Annotated in this window: 16 protein-coding genes and 1 pseudogene; 7 read left to right on the top strand and 10 right to left on the bottom strand. The window is 48.2% G+C overall.

Annotated elements, in window-relative coordinates; genetic code table 11:
- Positions 1 to 51: 51 nt before the first annotated feature.
- Positions 52 to 1,821 carry an AIPR family protein gene (locus RW092_RS12150; RefSeq protein WP_316010322.1) on the top strand — a complete coding sequence of 590 codons (1,770 nt, stop codon included), beginning with the start codon at positions 52 to 54 and terminating at the stop codon, positions 1,819 to 1,821.
- A 60-nt stretch (positions 1,822 to 1,881) separates the two neighbouring features.
- Here the strand turns inward: RW092_RS12150 and RW092_RS12145 are convergent, their stop codons facing one another.
- Complete coding sequence (locus tag RW092_RS12145) at positions 1,882 to 2,463, bottom strand: TetR/AcrR family transcriptional regulator (protein ID WP_316010321.1); 582 nt, start codon at positions 2,461 to 2,463, stop codon at positions 1,882 to 1,884.
- Between the two features lie 163 nt (positions 2,464 to 2,626).
- Here RW092_RS12145 and RW092_RS12140 point away from each other — a divergent pair, with 163 nt between their 5' ends.
- Entirely contained in the window at positions 2,627 to 3,520 is an 894-nt protein-coding gene (locus RW092_RS12140; RefSeq protein WP_316010320.1) for a ketopantoate reductase family protein, read from the top strand.
- A 99-nt stretch (positions 3,521 to 3,619) separates the two neighbouring features.
- Here RW092_RS12140 and RW092_RS12135 read toward each other — a convergent pair whose 3' ends face one another.
- From RW092_RS12135 to RW092_RS12120, 4 genes are read right to left on the bottom strand one after another with little or no spacing between them, the layout of a single operon-like run.
- Positions 3,620 to 4,480 (bottom strand): arylamine N-acetyltransferase family protein, encoded by an 861-nt coding sequence (locus RW092_RS12135; RefSeq protein WP_410055534.1) that lies wholly within the window; start codon positions 4,478 to 4,480, stop codon positions 3,620 to 3,622.
- Positions 4,481 to 4,482: 2 nt separating this feature from the next.
- Positions 4,483 to 5,052: an NADPH-dependent FMN reductase gene (locus RW092_RS12130; RefSeq protein WP_316010318.1), complete on the bottom strand. Its 570-nt coding sequence runs from the start codon at positions 5,050 to 5,052 to the stop codon at positions 4,483 to 4,485.
- Between the two features lie 15 nt (positions 5,053 to 5,067).
- On the bottom strand, positions 5,068 to 5,322 hold the full coding sequence (locus RW092_RS12125; protein WP_016310753.1) for a hypothetical protein: 255 nt from the start codon (positions 5,320 to 5,322) through the stop codon (positions 5,068 to 5,070).
- 17 nt (positions 5,323 to 5,339) lie between these two features.
- On the bottom strand, positions 5,340 to 5,693 hold the full coding sequence (locus RW092_RS12120) for a DMT family transporter (RefSeq protein WP_316010317.1): 354 nt from the start codon (positions 5,691 to 5,693) through the stop codon (positions 5,340 to 5,342).
- Between the two features lie 172 nt (positions 5,694 to 5,865).
- Here RW092_RS12120 and RW092_RS12115 point away from each other — a divergent pair, with 172 nt between their 5' ends.
- The 3 genes and pseudogenes from RW092_RS12115 to RW092_RS12105 all read left to right on the top strand — a co-directional run.
- Positions 5,866 to 6,627, top strand: a complete 762-nt coding sequence (locus RW092_RS12115; protein ID WP_316010316.1) for an ArsR/SmtB family transcription factor — start codon at positions 5,866 to 5,868, stop codon at positions 6,625 to 6,627.
- Between the two features lie 26 nt (positions 6,628 to 6,653).
- Complete coding sequence (locus tag RW092_RS12110; protein WP_028540146.1) at positions 6,654 to 7,043, top strand: VOC family protein; 390 nt, start codon at positions 6,654 to 6,656, stop codon at positions 7,041 to 7,043.
- Positions 7,044 to 7,188: 145 nt separating this feature from the next.
- Positions 7,189 to 7,356 (top strand): annotated as a pseudogene (locus RW092_RS12105) (MFS transporter); the annotation flags it as partial.
- On the opposite strand, the gene RW092_RS12100 reads toward RW092_RS12105, so the two are convergent.
- The 3 genes from RW092_RS12100 to pdxR all read right to left on the bottom strand — a co-directional run bounded on the left by RW092_RS12100 (position 7,326) and on the right by pdxR (position 10,270).
- Positions 7,326 to 7,838, bottom strand: coding sequence for a CcdC protein domain-containing protein (locus RW092_RS12100; protein ID WP_085169744.1), 513 nt, complete (start codon positions 7,836 to 7,838; stop codon positions 7,326 to 7,328). The pseudogene RW092_RS12105 and the gene RW092_RS12100 sit on opposite strands and share 31 nt — an antisense overlap.
- A 309-nt stretch (positions 7,839 to 8,147) precedes the next feature.
- Positions 8,148 to 8,729, bottom strand: coding sequence for a TetR/AcrR family transcriptional regulator (locus RW092_RS12095; RefSeq protein WP_016310758.1), 582 nt, complete (start codon positions 8,727 to 8,729; stop codon positions 8,148 to 8,150).
- A gap of 107 nt (positions 8,730 to 8,836) precedes the next feature.
- Positions 8,837 to 10,270, bottom strand: a complete 1,434-nt coding sequence (gene pdxR / locus RW092_RS12090) for a MocR-like pyridoxine biosynthesis transcription factor PdxR (protein ID WP_028540148.1) — start codon at positions 10,268 to 10,270, stop codon at positions 8,837 to 8,839.
- Positions 10,271 to 10,392: 122 nt separating this feature from the next.
- On the opposite strand from pdxR, the gene RW092_RS12085 reads away from it, so the two are divergent.
- Positions 10,393 to 11,370, top strand: a complete 978-nt coding sequence (locus tag RW092_RS12085; protein WP_316010315.1) for an aldo/keto reductase — start codon at positions 10,393 to 10,395, stop codon at positions 11,368 to 11,370.
- 61 nt (positions 11,371 to 11,431) lie between these two features.
- Here the strand turns inward: RW092_RS12085 and RW092_RS12080 are convergent, their stop codons facing one another.
- Positions 11,432 to 12,544, bottom strand: a complete 1,113-nt coding sequence (locus tag RW092_RS12080) for an NADH:flavin oxidoreductase (RefSeq protein ID WP_316010314.1) — start codon at positions 12,542 to 12,544, stop codon at positions 11,432 to 11,434.
- Between the two features lie 83 nt (positions 12,545 to 12,627).
- On the bottom strand, positions 12,628 to 12,957 hold the full coding sequence (locus tag RW092_RS12075; protein ID WP_028540151.1) for an ArsR/SmtB family transcription factor: 330 nt from the start codon (positions 12,955 to 12,957) through the stop codon (positions 12,628 to 12,630).
- A gap of 461 nt (positions 12,958 to 13,418) precedes the next feature.
- Here RW092_RS12075 and RW092_RS12070 point away from each other — a divergent pair, with 461 nt between their 5' ends.
- On the top strand, positions 13,419 to 14,330 hold the full coding sequence (locus RW092_RS12070; RefSeq protein ID WP_316010313.1) for a putative RNA methyltransferase: 912 nt from the start codon (positions 13,419 to 13,421) through the stop codon (positions 14,328 to 14,330).

Genomic DNA, 14,330 nt, shown 5'->3' with positions numbered 1-14,330 from the left:
TGAATTTATGATGTAGGTTGAGATAAATGATTATTTGAGGAGGCTTGTTCTGTGTCAGAAAGATATTCCCTACAAGATTTCTCGCTGATAAATACTTATGTTGACAAGATAAAAGAAGATTTCTCTCTTCCGGATAGAACGCAGGCTTTTTATTTTTTTGTCATGAACACACTTTACAATTTGCAAGATGATGAAATTAAGGATGCGCTTACTGATAATCATTTTCTGAAAATAAATCAGAAAGAAGGGGGACATGATCGTGGTATAGATGTGGTTTATATTGATGATTCGGGTTCAAGGGCCCATATCCATCTGTTCAACTTCAAATTCACAGAGAAATTTGAGAAAACTAAAAGTAACTTCCCGTCTGGGGAAGTAGACAAAATTCTTGGTTATTTAAGTGGAGTGATGCAGCAAAATACGTCTATGCTTGATCATATTAATCCTTCTTTAAGATTAAAAACTGAAGAGATATGGGAAATTTTCAGGACCCAGAATCCAGAGTTTACAATTCACCTATGTTCTAATCTCTATCATGGGCTGGAATCTCAAGAAAAGCGGAGATTTGAAGACGAACTACGTTTATTTTCTAGTTGCAACATAAAAGAGCATCTAATTACTGAATGGGTAAATTTAATCACTCGACGTGGAAAAAGAAAAGTAAATGCTAAAATACGAGCCATAGATAAGAATTATTTTGAAAAGTCGTACGGTGATATTCGAGCTCTCATAGCAAATTTTGATGCTAAAGACTTAGTTAGAATTATTCTTGAAAATGATGCTTTAAGAGATCGGGCAGATCTTGAGGATTATGCATCGATGTCTCAATTTGATATTCTTGAGGATGCCTTTGAAGACAATGTTAGAGTGTATTTAAAGCAAAGAACGAAGATTAACAGAAATATTAAGGATACAGCCCTTTCCGATGAGCGGCATCGCTTTTTTTACTATAACAACGGTATAACGATTACTTGCGATAAATTTAAATACGATCAGAGGAGAGCTCCGATAGTCGAATTAGAAAATATACAGGTTGTTAATGGTAGTCAAACCTTACATGCTTTGTTTGAGGCATTTAAAGAAGATACGTCTTGTTTGGATGACATCGATTTGTTGGTACGAATTTATGAGACTGAAAATGACCAATTAACAACACGAATAGCCGAATATACCAATAGTCAAAACCCTGTCAGTAGTAGGGATATTAGAGCTATTGATTATATGCAAATTAAACTTGAAGTAGAACTTAACTCAAAAGGATACTTCTATGAAAGGAAGAAGAACCAATTTAGCTATAAGGCCAAAAATTTGAGGATAGATGCGGAAAAAGCAGGTCAGGTCTTGATGGCTTTTTATAATGAGTTGCCGAGTGAGGCGAAAAATAACAAGAGCAGAATATTTTCAGATAAATATGATGAAGTATTTAATGATGAAATAAACGCAAGCAAACTTCTGTTACCATATTTACTTTATGGTAGAATAGAAGAGCAAAAAGACATTTGGAGAGAAAAGAACGCAGCTGATTCAAATTACCAACCCACAAGAGTATATTTATTATATGCCACATACTATATATTATATGTGTTTAAGAAAATACATGAAATTCTTGAATTCGAGTTTTCAGAGGATAAGATTGATAATATTTGGGCTTACTACGAACTAACTTTAGAAATCATTGAAAAAATAATAAAAAAAGAAAAAAAGGTAAAAAGTGCTGCAAGTTTAATGTCGTTCTTTAAACATGGTAAGCCTAAGAAGTATATAGAAGATATGTTTGAGAACGGAGAAATTGAGAAGTTAGTGAAGAGCTTCTCAGTCTAATACTTTATTTTCACCCAACAATAAATATAAATAAAGCGGGGTTGCCATAGCAACCCCGCTTTATTTTTGCCTGCCGTTGGTGAGAACTCCCAAGCCTTCCATGATATAAGGTCGAACCATGTCTACTAATAAATCGGTTCGATTCTTTTCCCCAACCGTTAACCAACGGTGGGCTGCGCCATAGATTGCTGAGGCTGTCATAGCCGAAACGATCTTGGTATGGCGGTGGTCTGTAGAGTGCCCTTTGGAAAGAATGCTTTCGATCGTTTGCTGCAACATTTTCTTTATCATTTCATCCACAAGCTTCGCAATCGATTTAGAATCCATTCTGCAGATCTGATAAAAATCCACAATGTAGCGGTATGTCAGCAAGATCAACTGATCACAGATTTCAGCTGTGAACTCCTGCGCGTTCATCACTTCCTCGGGAACCATGTCATGGAAAAACTGTTCGGTGTATTCTTCAAGCAACGCATATTTATCTTCATAATGGGCGTAAAAGGTGGCGCGGTTAATAGCAGCTTGCTGGGTGATATCTTTGATGGATATCGCATCAAAGTCTTTACTCCGCAATAATTCTCTGAATGCTTCTCGGATGAATTGTCGTGTGCGCATGACCCTTGGATCTTGCGGATTAACCATAAACCTGTCCCCCTCTAAAACATCAAATATCCAAATGTGTTGCTTAGGCAACGTCCTCGTGAATCTGTCTGTTGAACTCATGATCTTGGTGTACTACGATTTTATCAGACAGATGTTGCTTAAGCAATTTATGTCGAGTATCTTCCAGAAAGGTAGGAACATCATGAACTCGAAACAACCTCGACTTTTGATATTTGGTGCTGGTGTGATTGGCAGTGTGTACGCCCTCCGTTTTGCACAATATGGATTAGACGTCACCGTCTTGGCGAGAGGAAAGAGACTGGAACTACTGCAACAAAAGGGATTGCTATACAATGAAGCTGGGGTCGTTAAGCAACTGCCTATCAAGACGATTGAGAAGCTAGAAAACGACGACATCTATGATTTTATTTTCGTTCCCGTACGATTCGACCAAGCCGAATCGGCCCTTACTGCGCTCAAGCATAATCAGAGCAAAGCCATTGTCACCTTGACGAACACCGTTGGATATGACCGCTGGCTTGATATCGTGGGAGATCGGTTGCTCCCCGGATTCCCGGGTGCAGGCGGAGACATTAAAGAAGATGTTCTATACGCCCAATTTGGTTCTGAAAAACATCAAGGCACCATTTTTGGCGAAATCAATGGACAGATTACCGAAAGAGTGAAAGAGCTTACCCAAATCCTTGAATCGGTAAATTTACACTATGAAATCCAACCAGACATTCAAGCCTTCCATATTTCCCATGCTGCATTAGCAATCGTCAACAAGCATTTCTATACCAATGACGGCATGATGGATGTAGAGTCGGCAAGAAGTGTGAGTACGCTAAGCAAGATCGCTGCAGAGATGAAGCAAAATCTTCGCCTGGTAGAGCAAGCCGGAATTCCGGTAATCCCAGCCGAAACGAAGGCAATGGGTGAAATGCCCGACGACGAGATGATCTCCCGTTACCGCCAGATGCTGACCAATGACTTTATCATTGATGTAAAGCTTGGGAACCATGCCGTCAGCCAAAAAGCAGAAATCATGTTATTAGATGAAATGTTTCATAAAAAGCTATCTAACCGAACATAACTTTTGGACAGGTTAGACACAAAAGGAACAGCGGCAGGCTAAGACTTTATTTTGCAAGTCCTGGTCCACCGCTGTTTCATTTTTGGGGGTTGCCCCTCTTTATTTCATATTTACCATCTTCCACTCCTCATGATATTTCCACACTTGCTTCCATAGTTCATCGCGCTCTAGCTGGCTATAGCTGACCAGATGCTCCTGAAACACGTCTCCCAGCATTTCCAGCCATTGGGATTTGGTGCGAAGTTCTGTTTTTTCGATGCCCTTGCTGTCTCGCTTGGTCCATATACATCCTCTCAGTTCATTACTGCCGGTGGCGTGTCTATGCCGAACAAGAAATAGCTGAATCCAGGGCGACTCCGGCGATCGGCTGTAAAATTCATGCTTGGGTTTAAACTCTTCCAGGTTCTCTAATTCATCCGGGGCATAATCAACACCCGCAAACGATGTGTTTGGGGCGTGAACAAGCCGCCAACCGCCTTCCACCACGCCGGACTTCTCGACTTGATACACCAACGGACCTTGCTCGTAAGTGCCCATCTGCAGCGGAATCGGTTCATAGGGCATATCACCCAACCCCACGTCGATGATGTATCGTTGTTCTTGCTGCTGTTCATTGGTCAAGCTGACAGTGAGCCCGAGGTGAAAGGAGTTAATGCGCGGTTCCTGCCCTGGCGGCTGGACACCGGCTCGATGCCAAAACACACGGTAACCGAGGGAATGAAGCAGAACGCCAAACGCACCGTTTAAGTGAAAACAATACCCGCTTCGGTTGCTCAACATCAGACGGACGCACTCATGAAGATCGATTGGAGTGGGTCTGCCAGCAACGATATCGATAGTCTGCCAGGAAATGGTCGACACATGGGCTCTGTGAAGCTGGGTGAGATAGTCAAGGGTTGGCGGTTGGACGTCTGCGATCCCGATTCTTTTTAAGTAAGCTTTGATTTCGGCGGGGGTCATCCTCATGTTTCCATCATCACTTTCTCAGAATGCTTGCTGTCATGTCCCAGTTTCTTTACAAATGCGATAAACTGCTCAACAGCTTGATCAATGCGCCCGAGAATCTCCTTATCTTGCGGAACCCCATTTGGATCAAAGATCGATTGGCCTTCCCCTACGGAGATCCATTCCGGACAATGGATGCCATGCAGATTCCGAATGATGCTCTGCAAATGGAGAAGTGAACTAACCCCCAGAGGACCACCTGCCGAGCTCACCGTTAAGAACGGCTTCCCTGCCACGTGGCGGTTGTCCAGGTAATCCAGTGCATTTTTTAAGGTGCCGGAAATGGAACCATGATACTCAGGAGTGCCCAGGATAATGCCGTCGGCATGTTCAACCGAAGTGATCAGAAGCTCCGCTTCCTTAGGAACAACCTCGGAATCAGGGGAAAAGAGCGGTAGCTGCACAGCCGCCAAATCAATAAATGAGACGGGAATATTGTTCGATTTCAGCAGGTTTTCGATATAGCGAAGAATACTTGTGCTAATCGCATGGTGCCGGTTGCTTCCGGCGATCAGGGTAATATGCATCGTTACGACCTCACTTTATTCGTTAAGCTGGTGATTGCCAAGCGATACTGCTAAGTAGGAAATGAAGGTGCCCCCCATCATAAAGAAGCTGATCTCCATGGCGCTAAAATGCTGGGTGACCACTCGGGCCAGCACATTATACCCGGCTAACGTAATGCAGGCGAGAAGGAGCAGGACGATTCCGGCTGTGTGCGACCAGTTGCTGCTGCCATTCATCATATATATGAACACAATGCCGCCTGCAGACAGAAGAAGAGAGAGCTTCTGCATCCAGGAGTTTTTTTCTTTCAAGAAAAGGGAGGCGAAAATAGCATCGTGACCGCAGGCGTCATGGCGCTGATGATGCCCCCTTCTGCGGAACTCGCATGCTGAAGCCCAAAGGTTAGCAAGATAAAGTAAGCGATCGGGTACAACGCAGCGAGCAACAGTAGGGAAAATATCGGTTTTCCACGAAAGCCCAATTTGACGAATCCAAACAACGCAGGAACAAGGAAAACGATAAATGCTACAGCAAAGCGATAAGTCAACGTATCCACGGGATTGGCGAAAGCCAAAGTCAGTTTGACCAATAGAAAAGTGATGCCAATCACTGTCGCATTCAGGATGGCAACGAAATAAGCGAGCTTCAGTTGAGAAATCACCTCCAGGTTGTCATGCCATCTCTAGGATGTCCGCCGGCGGACATCATGCGCTGCAATACAAACATGTGACCCAATGGTCACTTTTAATATATGTTACTATATGGTAACATGTCAATGGTTATAAAGACATTTTTTGCCCACTATTTTGTGGACGTCATGGAGGCATGTCCTGATGGACGATATATTTAAAGCGCTGGCGGATCCGAGCCGACGCACGTTGCTCGATCTGCTATATGAGAAGGATGGCCGAACGTTAAACGATCTCTGTGCGCATCTGCAGATGTCCCGTTTCGGTGTCATGAAGCATCTACGAATCCTGGAAGAAGCGGGTTTGCTGACGACCCGGAAGGTGGGCCGGGAGAAATATCACTACTTGAACCCTGCATCCATACGCCAAATCTACGATAGGTGGGTAAGCAAGTACGCCGAGCCATGGGTATCGGGATTAAGTTTGCTAAAAAAAGAGTTGGAGAGTGAACCAGCCATGGAGCCAAAGCCAAGACATGTCAGCCGCATTGCGATCAAGACCAGTCTGGAACAGGTCTGGAACGCGCTGACCAATCCTTCGCTAACCTCAAAATATTGGTATAACGGGTCACTTCGCGGCGAACTCAAAGCGGGTTGCCCGTATGAGATATGGAATCCTCAAGGGCAGGTGCAGGCCAAAGGGGAATTTCTTGCCGTAGAGCCGCCTCGTCGGCTGGTGATGTCCTGGCAGCTGCTGATCCAACCCGAGACCACGGAGGAGAAGCCTTCACGATTAACTTGGGAAATCGAGCCGCATGCCGAGTTCGCCGGGGTAACGTTAGTGACTGTGGTACACGACGAGTTCGAGGAAGCTCCCGTGACTTCGCGTATATTGGAAGAGGGATTGCCGATCGTATTGTCCGGGATGAAGACTTTGATTGAGACAGGTGGTGCATTAACTACTTAAGGGAAAAATAAGGAGGCAGAATTCCAATGAAAATCGTGGTGACAAGCCTATTCGTTCAAGATCAGGACAAGGCGTTAGAGTTTTATACCCAAACCCTAGGGTTTGTAAAAAAGCACGACGTTCCTGCCGGAAAATTTAGATGGATCGCGTTGGTATCGCCCGAGGAGCAAGACGGGACCGAGCTTTTGCTCGAACCCAATGACCATCCTGCTGCGAGAGAATATCAACAGAAATTGTTCGCCGATGGCATCCCGGCCACGATGTTTGGAGTTGCAGACACTCACCAAGAGTACGAACGCTTATTGAAGCTGGGGGTGAAGTTCACGATGGAGCCGACGCAAATGGGCGAGAACACCATCGCGATTTTCGACGATACTTGCGGCAATTTGATTCAGATAATTGATTATAAGAAATAACTTCATTCGTTGAGCTCTGTGATGTTCGATCCCACTTCTTGTAACTTGCGAAGAGAGTTCATTGATTTATGACAGGATCTGTCACTATTATCCCTTATCATAAACAAGGAATCTCACCAGACGCTACAAGGAGTGATCGAATGTCATGTTCAGATTTACGATACTATTCTTTAGTATCATGTTTATGATTGGGACCGACACCTTTCTCATCTCGCCGCTGCTGCCTACGCTGCAGGATCAATTTGGTGTGGATACGGGCATTGCCGGCTGGATGATTGGCGCCTACACGCTGGGTTCTGCCATCTTTGCCTTTTGTTTGCGCAGCAGGAAGAGGTTGTAGGTTGCGTAGTAAGAGATCATCACGAACATCAACCCGGCGGTCCAACCGCCGGTGATTCCTTGCCATTGCTCTGCAGAGGAAACGCCGGTTTGGGTGAATGCAACGTAAAATCGGAACAAGAATCTTACCAAAAACAATAGGGTGACAATCATTCCGATCCACAAATTTGGCATGTAATGCAATCGTCCTTCGCGTTGTTCGAATCGGGTCATCGCCGCACTGCAGGTTGCTAGAATGATGCCGAGGGCGGTTCCTGCTAGGTCAGAGATTAGACTGCTTATATGCGACGAGCCTGAGATGAACAGGATGAATCCAAAGATCGTCATGATCACGGTAGACACTTGTAACCTGCGCGAATTCAGCGGTTGCCATCCAAAATTTCGCCGTAGGCGGCGATAGACGCGGTGCAATATAAAAAAAGCGAGAAGTGCGAAAATAATGATTTGTGTATTCATCGCGGGGTGTGGCCTCCTTCGATTGTTCTTTGGTCTGATCTCTATGTTACTTCAGTTCGTTTGGATCAGCGACCATCCTCGGATACAATTGCGCAGGTTCTGTGTATATCTGCGGATAGAATAAGGAGATGAGGTGATGACCTTGAACATCAAAGGAGGGGAAAGCCCAAGATAGAGGGGAAATAGAAGCGTGGAACCTTGCTAGCTGATAGGGTGGAACGGAGGGGGCGTTCCAGCCCGGATCCAGCAGAAGACCTGGATGTTCCATGCTTCAGCAGAGTTCATCCGTGGGGAGACGGCAAAGAATCCTCACGACGGCTTCAGCATCTCCATCGAAACCTCGGCAATTTGATGGAGCTTCTGTTTATCCGTGGAAGTGCGACGCATAACGCGGATTCCGAGCATCGTCGCATGCAAACTGGACGCCAGCAGGCGAGGGTCTAATCCGGGTGAGATATCTCCCGCCTGTTGTCCCTGTTGGATAAGCTCAGTCAACAACTGCTCTTCATTGCCGAACAGCTCGCTCGTTAATTTGCTGACCTCAGGGTCTCGGTAGGCCAGCTCCGTCGCTGAGTTGACAAAGAAGCAGCCGATCGGTTGATCGCCATTGGTCTCAATCAAATAATCAAAAATCAAACGGATGGATTCTAACGCCGTCCGGCCGCGTTGGACTTCCGTCTTAATGGCAGCATTCGTAATCCGTGCATACTTCTCCATCGTTTTGAGGTACAGCGTGTGCTTGTCGCCAAACGTGTCGTATAAGCTGCGGCGATGAACCCCCATATGCTCGACGAGGTCTTGCAGCGAAGTCTTCTCATAACCTTGCTCCCAGAATAGACGCATTGCTTTAAGGAGCACCTCGTTCTCATCAAATTCCTTGCTTCGTGCCATAGTAAATCCTCCTTTATCCCTTATCTTAACATATTGAGAATGAACGGTAAAAGAAAGGATAGCGAGCGTCCCTTCGATCCTTTATGAATTCACTTCGCAGGCCGGTGTCAATCTCGATAAGCATACTCCTCTAGAAAGCTTCGCAACCGTTCAATTCCCAGTTCGATCTTCACCTCAGGGAGATTGCCATAGCCAAGCAAAATATGCCGCGTATAGTTGCCTTGGATGAGGCAGTAGTCCTCGACCCCATATACGCGTACGCCGTAGGCCTGGGACTTGGACCAATCGAGACCTGCAGGAATCCCGCGAAACTCAACCATCAGGTGCATGCCGGCTTCATCCCCTTGAATAACCGCACGCGCGCCGAAATGGTGTTGTATTGCTTCGATCAATAGCTGGCGCCGCTGTCGGTAGTTTTTTTTCATTTTGTGAATATGCCGGTCCAAGCAGCCATCCCGCATAAACATCGCCAGCGCAATTTGCAGCATCGACGGGGGACGGAGATTCTGAGCTTCGCGCAGGTCAGCCATGGGCCGAACGAGATGAACCGGGAGAACCAGGAAGCCGAGACGCAATCCGGGCGCCAGCGTCTTGCTGAACGTTCCAACGTATATCACGCGACCCGGGTTTAAGGTATAAAGCGGCGGGATCGGAACTCCCTTTAATCGAAAATCACCATCATAATCGTCCTCGATGAGATAGGAGGCCGCTTCCTCTGCGAGGCGGACGGCATGTTGTCGCCGCTGAATCGGCAGAATACCGCCGCCCGGAAACTGGTGCGAGGGCGTGAGCAGCATGAGATGTCCCGGCTCCCATTCGCGCAGCTCATGCACCTTCATTCCGGCGCTGTCGATAGCGACCGGCGAGATCCGATAGCCAACTTTGCGAAAAATATGCTGCGTGAACTCAATCGTCGGATCCTCCAAGTACACGGCGTCAAAACGGTCCCGCAGCGTCTGGGCAATGAGGGCAAAGCCTTCCGAGGAGCCGGATACAATCATGATTTGCCCCGGTTGGCAACGCATGCCTCTCGTTCGGTAGAGGTAGGCGGCAATCTCCTTTCGCAGCGCTTCTTCCCCGCGGATGTCGCCGTAATCGAGGGAGGTGGAGGGGATTACCTCCGCCGCTTCTTTTAAATATTTAGCCCATAGCTTCCGAGGAAAATGGCGCAAATCCGGCGTGCCGATCTCGAAATCGATCAAACCCTCGGAATCGGAAGATGCCTCTCCCTCCCATCCCAACCGCTCCATCTCCAGTTCCTCTCCCTCACTTTCGCCAGCGCTGGCAAGGCTCGTCCGAATTCCACTTGCCACATAGGTGCCGGAACCGGTTTGGCCGATCAAATAGCCTTCGGCAATGAGCTGCTCATACGCGTCGATCACCACGTTCCGGGCAATCCCAAATTCTGCGGCCAGCTTGCGGGTGGGAGGGAGCCGCATTCCTTCCCCCCATTCACCTCGTTCAATATTTTGCCGGATTTGCCGGCAAAGCTGGGCCGTCATCGTTAGTTCTGAAGCCGGATCCAGTTGAATTCCGTACATGATTACTCCCCCTCCCTTCGGGAAATTGGTTCCTAAAAATAATCAAAAAGTGGCTCTAAAAAGAACCGATTATCTCTATTATACTGTGATGGAAATCAAATGGAAGATGGAGGGATCAAGCAATGAATAAGAAAACGATCGGCTCCTCCGGGCTTCAGGTGAGCCCGCTCGGATTCGGCGGATGGGCCATCGGGGGACCTTTCCTGCTGGACGGCTTACCGGATGGTTGGGGAGAGGTCGACGATAAGGAGTCGATCCGGGCTGTTCAAACGGCGCTGGATCAGGGGATTAATTTCTTTGATACAGCGGATGTGTACGGCACCGGTCACAGCGAGGAAATCCTGGGACAGGCGCTGCAAGGGCGGCGGCAGGACGCTGTGATCGCTACGAAGTTTGGCTTTACGTATGATGCCGCAACCCGGAACGTATTTACGAAGCTGGATATGTCCCGCAATTATATCCGTTGGGCTTGCCTGGCCTCCTTAAGACGGCTCGGTACGGATTACATCGATTTGTATCAAATCCACCCGGGGGATTTCTCGTCAGAACAACTCGATGAGGCGATCGATGGGCTGGAACGGTTAAAACAGGAGGGGCTCATCCGCGCTTACGGATGGAGCACCTGGAGCACAGCGAATGCCGAGCAATTCGCCCGCAAGTCCTCCGGTGCTGCGATCCAGCATACTTTGAATGTGCTTTCCGATGATAGCAGCATGGTCGAATTGTGCGAGCGGCACGGGTTGAGCAGCATTAACAACTCCCCGCTGGCGATGGGGCTGCTGAGCGGCAAGTTTACGGCTGCATCGAGCCTTCCGGCAGATGACGTTCGCGGGAGCGGGCATGAGTGGGTACAGTATTTCAAAGACGGCAAGCCGCTTCCGGAGTATTTGGCGAAGCTGGATGCGGTTCGTGAAATTTTAACCTCCGGCGGACGCAGCCTGGTGCAGGGAGCGCTGGCCTGGATCTGGGGGAAGAGCGAGTGTACCATCCCGATTCCGGGGCTCAAAAACGTCAAACAGGTGGAGGAGGCGGCAAAGGCCATCTCATTTGGCCCGTTGACTCCATCCCAAATGAGCGAAATCGAAGCGATTTTGCGATAACCTAAAAAAGACCTCTTCGAAGATCTCGAAGAGGTCTTGATTCCATTTGGTAAGCAAGGGATCAGCTCAATGTGGAGAGGGCTTCCTTGGTAAATGGCTTCAGCTCATCCACGCGGCCGTCGCGGATTTTCGCCGCCCAAGCCGGGTCGGTGAGCAATGCGCGGCCAACGGCAACGAGGTCGAACTCGCCGCGTTCGAGGCGCTCGATCAGCTGCTCAATACCGGTTATTTCTCCGCCTTTGCCTGACTCGAACAAGCTGGTGAACTCGGAGTTCAGCCCGACGGAACCTACAGTGATCGTCGGTTTGCCGGTCAGCTTGCGCGTCCAACCGGCCAAGTTCAGCTCTGAGCCCGCGAACTCCGGTTCCCAGAAACGGCGAGTGGAGGCATGGAAAATATCAACACCAGCCGCACTCAGCGGAGCTAGGAAGCGTTCCAGCTCTTCTGGGGTCTTGGCCAACTTGGCACTATAATCAACAGGCTTCCATTGCGAGAAACGGAAAATAATCGGGAAATCCGGCCCAACCGCAGCACGGACAGCTTCGATTACCTCAACGGCAAATCGAGTACGCTCAATGAGGTCGCCGCCGTATTCGTCCGTCCGTTTATTGGTGACTTCCCAGAAGAACTGGTCAATCAGATACCCATGCGCCCCGTGGATTTCGACGGCGTCAAAGCCAAGGCGCTTCGCATCTGCAGCAGCTTGAGCATAAGCCTGAATCAGCTCGCGAATTTCCTCCTTCGTCAGCGGTTCCGAGACTTGCTCACCGGTCAGGCTGAGACCGGATGGTCCGATCGGATCGGCATCCGACTCAGGGAACGTCTCTCGCTTGCGGGCCGTACCGGTATGCCAAATTTGGGGGGCAATTTTGCCGCCGGCTTCATGCACTTCATTGACGACTCGCTGCCAACCAGCCAACGCTTCCTCTCCGTAGAAATGAGGTACATCCCGATCGGCAGGAGCTGCCGGATGGTTGATCACCGTACCTTCCGTAATAATCAAGCCAACGCCGTTCTCCGCTCTTCTCCGATAGTAACCGGCGACATTAGCCCCCGGGATACCTCCTGGAGAAAAGGAACGAGTCATTGGCGCCATGACAATTCGATTGGCAAGCTTCAGTCCACCGCCTTCAAAAGGTTTAAACAGAGCGGCAGCGGTTTGAGAAATGGACATAGGGATCTCTCCTCTCGTGTATAGATATATCTAAATATATAGATCAACGGATGAATATGCAAGCTGAAAAAGATTCTGCTGGATTATTTTTTGGCCTTCAACTTAGCGGCGAATTGTTCCAAGAAGGCATCAATTCCTTTTTCATTTAACCGGTAATACGTATATTGCCCATATCGGCGGGATTCTAACAAGCCGCTCTTTAGCAAACTTGCTAAATACGAAGAAATGACGGATTGCGCTAATCCCGATTTTTCTTGAATCGAGCCGACACATACGCTGCCCGGAAACTCCTGCTTAATGACCTCCGGCAGATCGGGCTCTAAATTCTCCGGCTCCCGCAGCCAACAAAGGATGTTGAGCCGGGTTTCGTTTGAGAGGGCCTTCAGTACAGCCAGCATGTCGTGGTCTTTCATCGCATTGGATCCCCGTTCTTGGTTGATTTGTTCTCAGTATACCAAAATTTACGCCGCCCTATAAAGAGTGAAGATAGATGGAGTAACGTTTGGGATAAGTTGAATTCATATCGAATTCATTTATAATATACATGGATCAGCAATTCATGAAAAAGGTGGGTTAGGTTAAATGGTGCATTTCATTAGACTGCGTCATACCGCTTTGAACAAGTAATTTCATATGTTCAAAGGCTCTGTTCACCGGAACAGGGTAAACGGGACCAGTCTGCCCATTTTTCATAACTCTTCAAATTTAGGGATCGAATCGTGATATGAAGGAAGGCGGGAAAGTTCTGCCTTTCTTTTTTTATGTTCATCAGGGTATATAAGCATGCATAACTATGCCTTCGGTTCACGTTCAGGGCTTGTCTTTCCCGTTTACTCCGCTTCCGAGATCAATTGAGGAAAAGGAAGGGAAAACATTGACGCAATCACGAAATGACGCAGAACGTGCGATGCAATATGCCGCCATCTTAAAATGCCCGGTATGCGGGGGACGCTTTCAGGCAGCGGGTCCAAGAAGCTTGGAATGCATTCAGAGACATACCTTTGATTTCGCAAAACAAGGCTATCTCAACCTGATGTCTCATCCAGTCCATAGCCATTATGACAAAGAGCTGTTTGCTGCTAGAAGGAGCATCATTGCGGAGAGCAAACTCTATGCCCCCATGCACGAAACGATCGCTCGGGTCATTCACGCATACGCAGGCGCCCCCGCTTCTGCTCCGCGCGTGGCGGACATGGGGTGCGGAGAAGGCTCACATTTGCAGGGGATATTACGGCAGTTGAATAGCCCGGAAGGGTTAGGCGTTGGCATCGATTTATCCAAAGAAGCTATCCGGTTGGCTGCCCGGCAAGAGGCAAATGCCCTATGGATTGTCTCGGATTTGGCCCATGCGCCGCTGCAGGATCAATCGGTTCAAGTGGTGCTCAACCTGATGTCGCCAGCCAATTATGGCGAGTTTCAGCGGATGGTGGCACCGGGAGGGGTGGTCGTGAAGGTCGTCCCGGGCGCTGATTATTTGCGGGAACTCCGGGCATCTCTCTATGACGGCCATGAGAAAAGAATCTATTCCAACGAGAAAACGGTCACGTTGTTCCGCCGGCATTTTCCCGTTATGGAAGTTACGCCGTTGAAGTACCGCCAGCAACTAAGGGCCGAACAATTACGTGATCTTGTGCGCATGAGTCCGCTTGCCTGGTCTGCGGAACAGAAGCGGATTATGGCATTTACACAGCGTGAGGCCACTGAGATCACCATCGATGTGGAGATTCTGGTGGGGCATCCAGGAGAGGCGCTAGACGGTTATTCGGCAACACGTTATCATGAATGA

The organism is Paenibacillus sp. 3LSP (assembly GCF_032465655.1).
Taxonomy (GTDB): Bacteria; Bacillota; Bacilli; order Paenibacillales; family Paenibacillaceae; genus Fontibacillus; species Fontibacillus barengoltzii.
This window is presented reverse-complemented; position numbering and strand designations above follow the sequence as displayed.

What these genes read in the sequence shown, in the direction of transcription:
- RW092_RS12075 (WP_028540151.1), bottom strand. Translation starts at nt 12,957, where the DNA reads ATGAAAGACCACGACATGCTGGCTGTACTGAAGGCCCTCTCAAACGAA.
- RW092_RS12140 (WP_316010320.1), top strand. Translation starts at nt 2,627, where the DNA reads ATGAACTCGAAACAACCTCGACTTTTGATATTTGGTGCTGGTGTGATT.
- RW092_RS12125 (WP_016310753.1), bottom strand. Translation starts at nt 5,322, where the DNA reads ATGCAGAAGCTCTCTCTTCTTCTGTCTGCAGGCGGCATTGTGTTCATA.
- RW092_RS12095 (WP_016310758.1), bottom strand. Translation starts at nt 8,729, where the DNA reads ATGGCACGAAGCAAGGAATTTGATGAGAACGAGGTGCTCCTTAAAGCA.
- RW092_RS12080 (WP_316010314.1), bottom strand. Translation starts at nt 12,544, where the DNA reads ATGTCCATTTCTCAAACCGCTGCCGCTCTGTTTAAACCTTTTGAAGGC.
- pdxR (WP_028540148.1), bottom strand. Translation starts at nt 10,270, where the DNA reads ATGTACGGAATTCAACTGGATCCGGCTTCAGAACTAACGATGACGGCC.
- RW092_RS12110 (WP_028540146.1), top strand. Translation starts at nt 6,654, where the DNA reads ATGAAAATCGTGGTGACAAGCCTATTCGTTCAAGATCAGGACAAGGCG.
- RW092_RS12130 (WP_316010318.1), bottom strand. Translation starts at nt 5,052, where the DNA reads ATGCATATTACCCTGATCGCCGGAAGCAACCGGCACCATGCGATTAGC.
- RW092_RS12145 (WP_316010321.1), bottom strand. Translation starts at nt 2,463, where the DNA reads ATGGTTAATCCGCAAGATCCAAGGGTCATGCGCACACGACAATTCATC.
- RW092_RS12135 (WP_410055534.1), bottom strand. Translation starts at nt 4,480, where the DNA reads ATGACCCCCGCCGAAATCAAAGCTTACTTAAAAAGAATCGGGATCGCA.
- RW092_RS12100 (WP_085169744.1), bottom strand. Translation starts at nt 7,838, where the DNA reads ATGAATACACAAATCATTATTTTCGCACTTCTCGCTTTTTTTATATTG.
- RW092_RS12115 (WP_316010316.1), top strand. Translation starts at nt 5,866, where the DNA reads ATGGACGATATATTTAAAGCGCTGGCGGATCCGAGCCGACGCACGTTG.
- RW092_RS12085 (WP_316010315.1), top strand. Translation starts at nt 10,393, where the DNA reads ATGAATAAGAAAACGATCGGCTCCTCCGGGCTTCAGGTGAGCCCGCTC.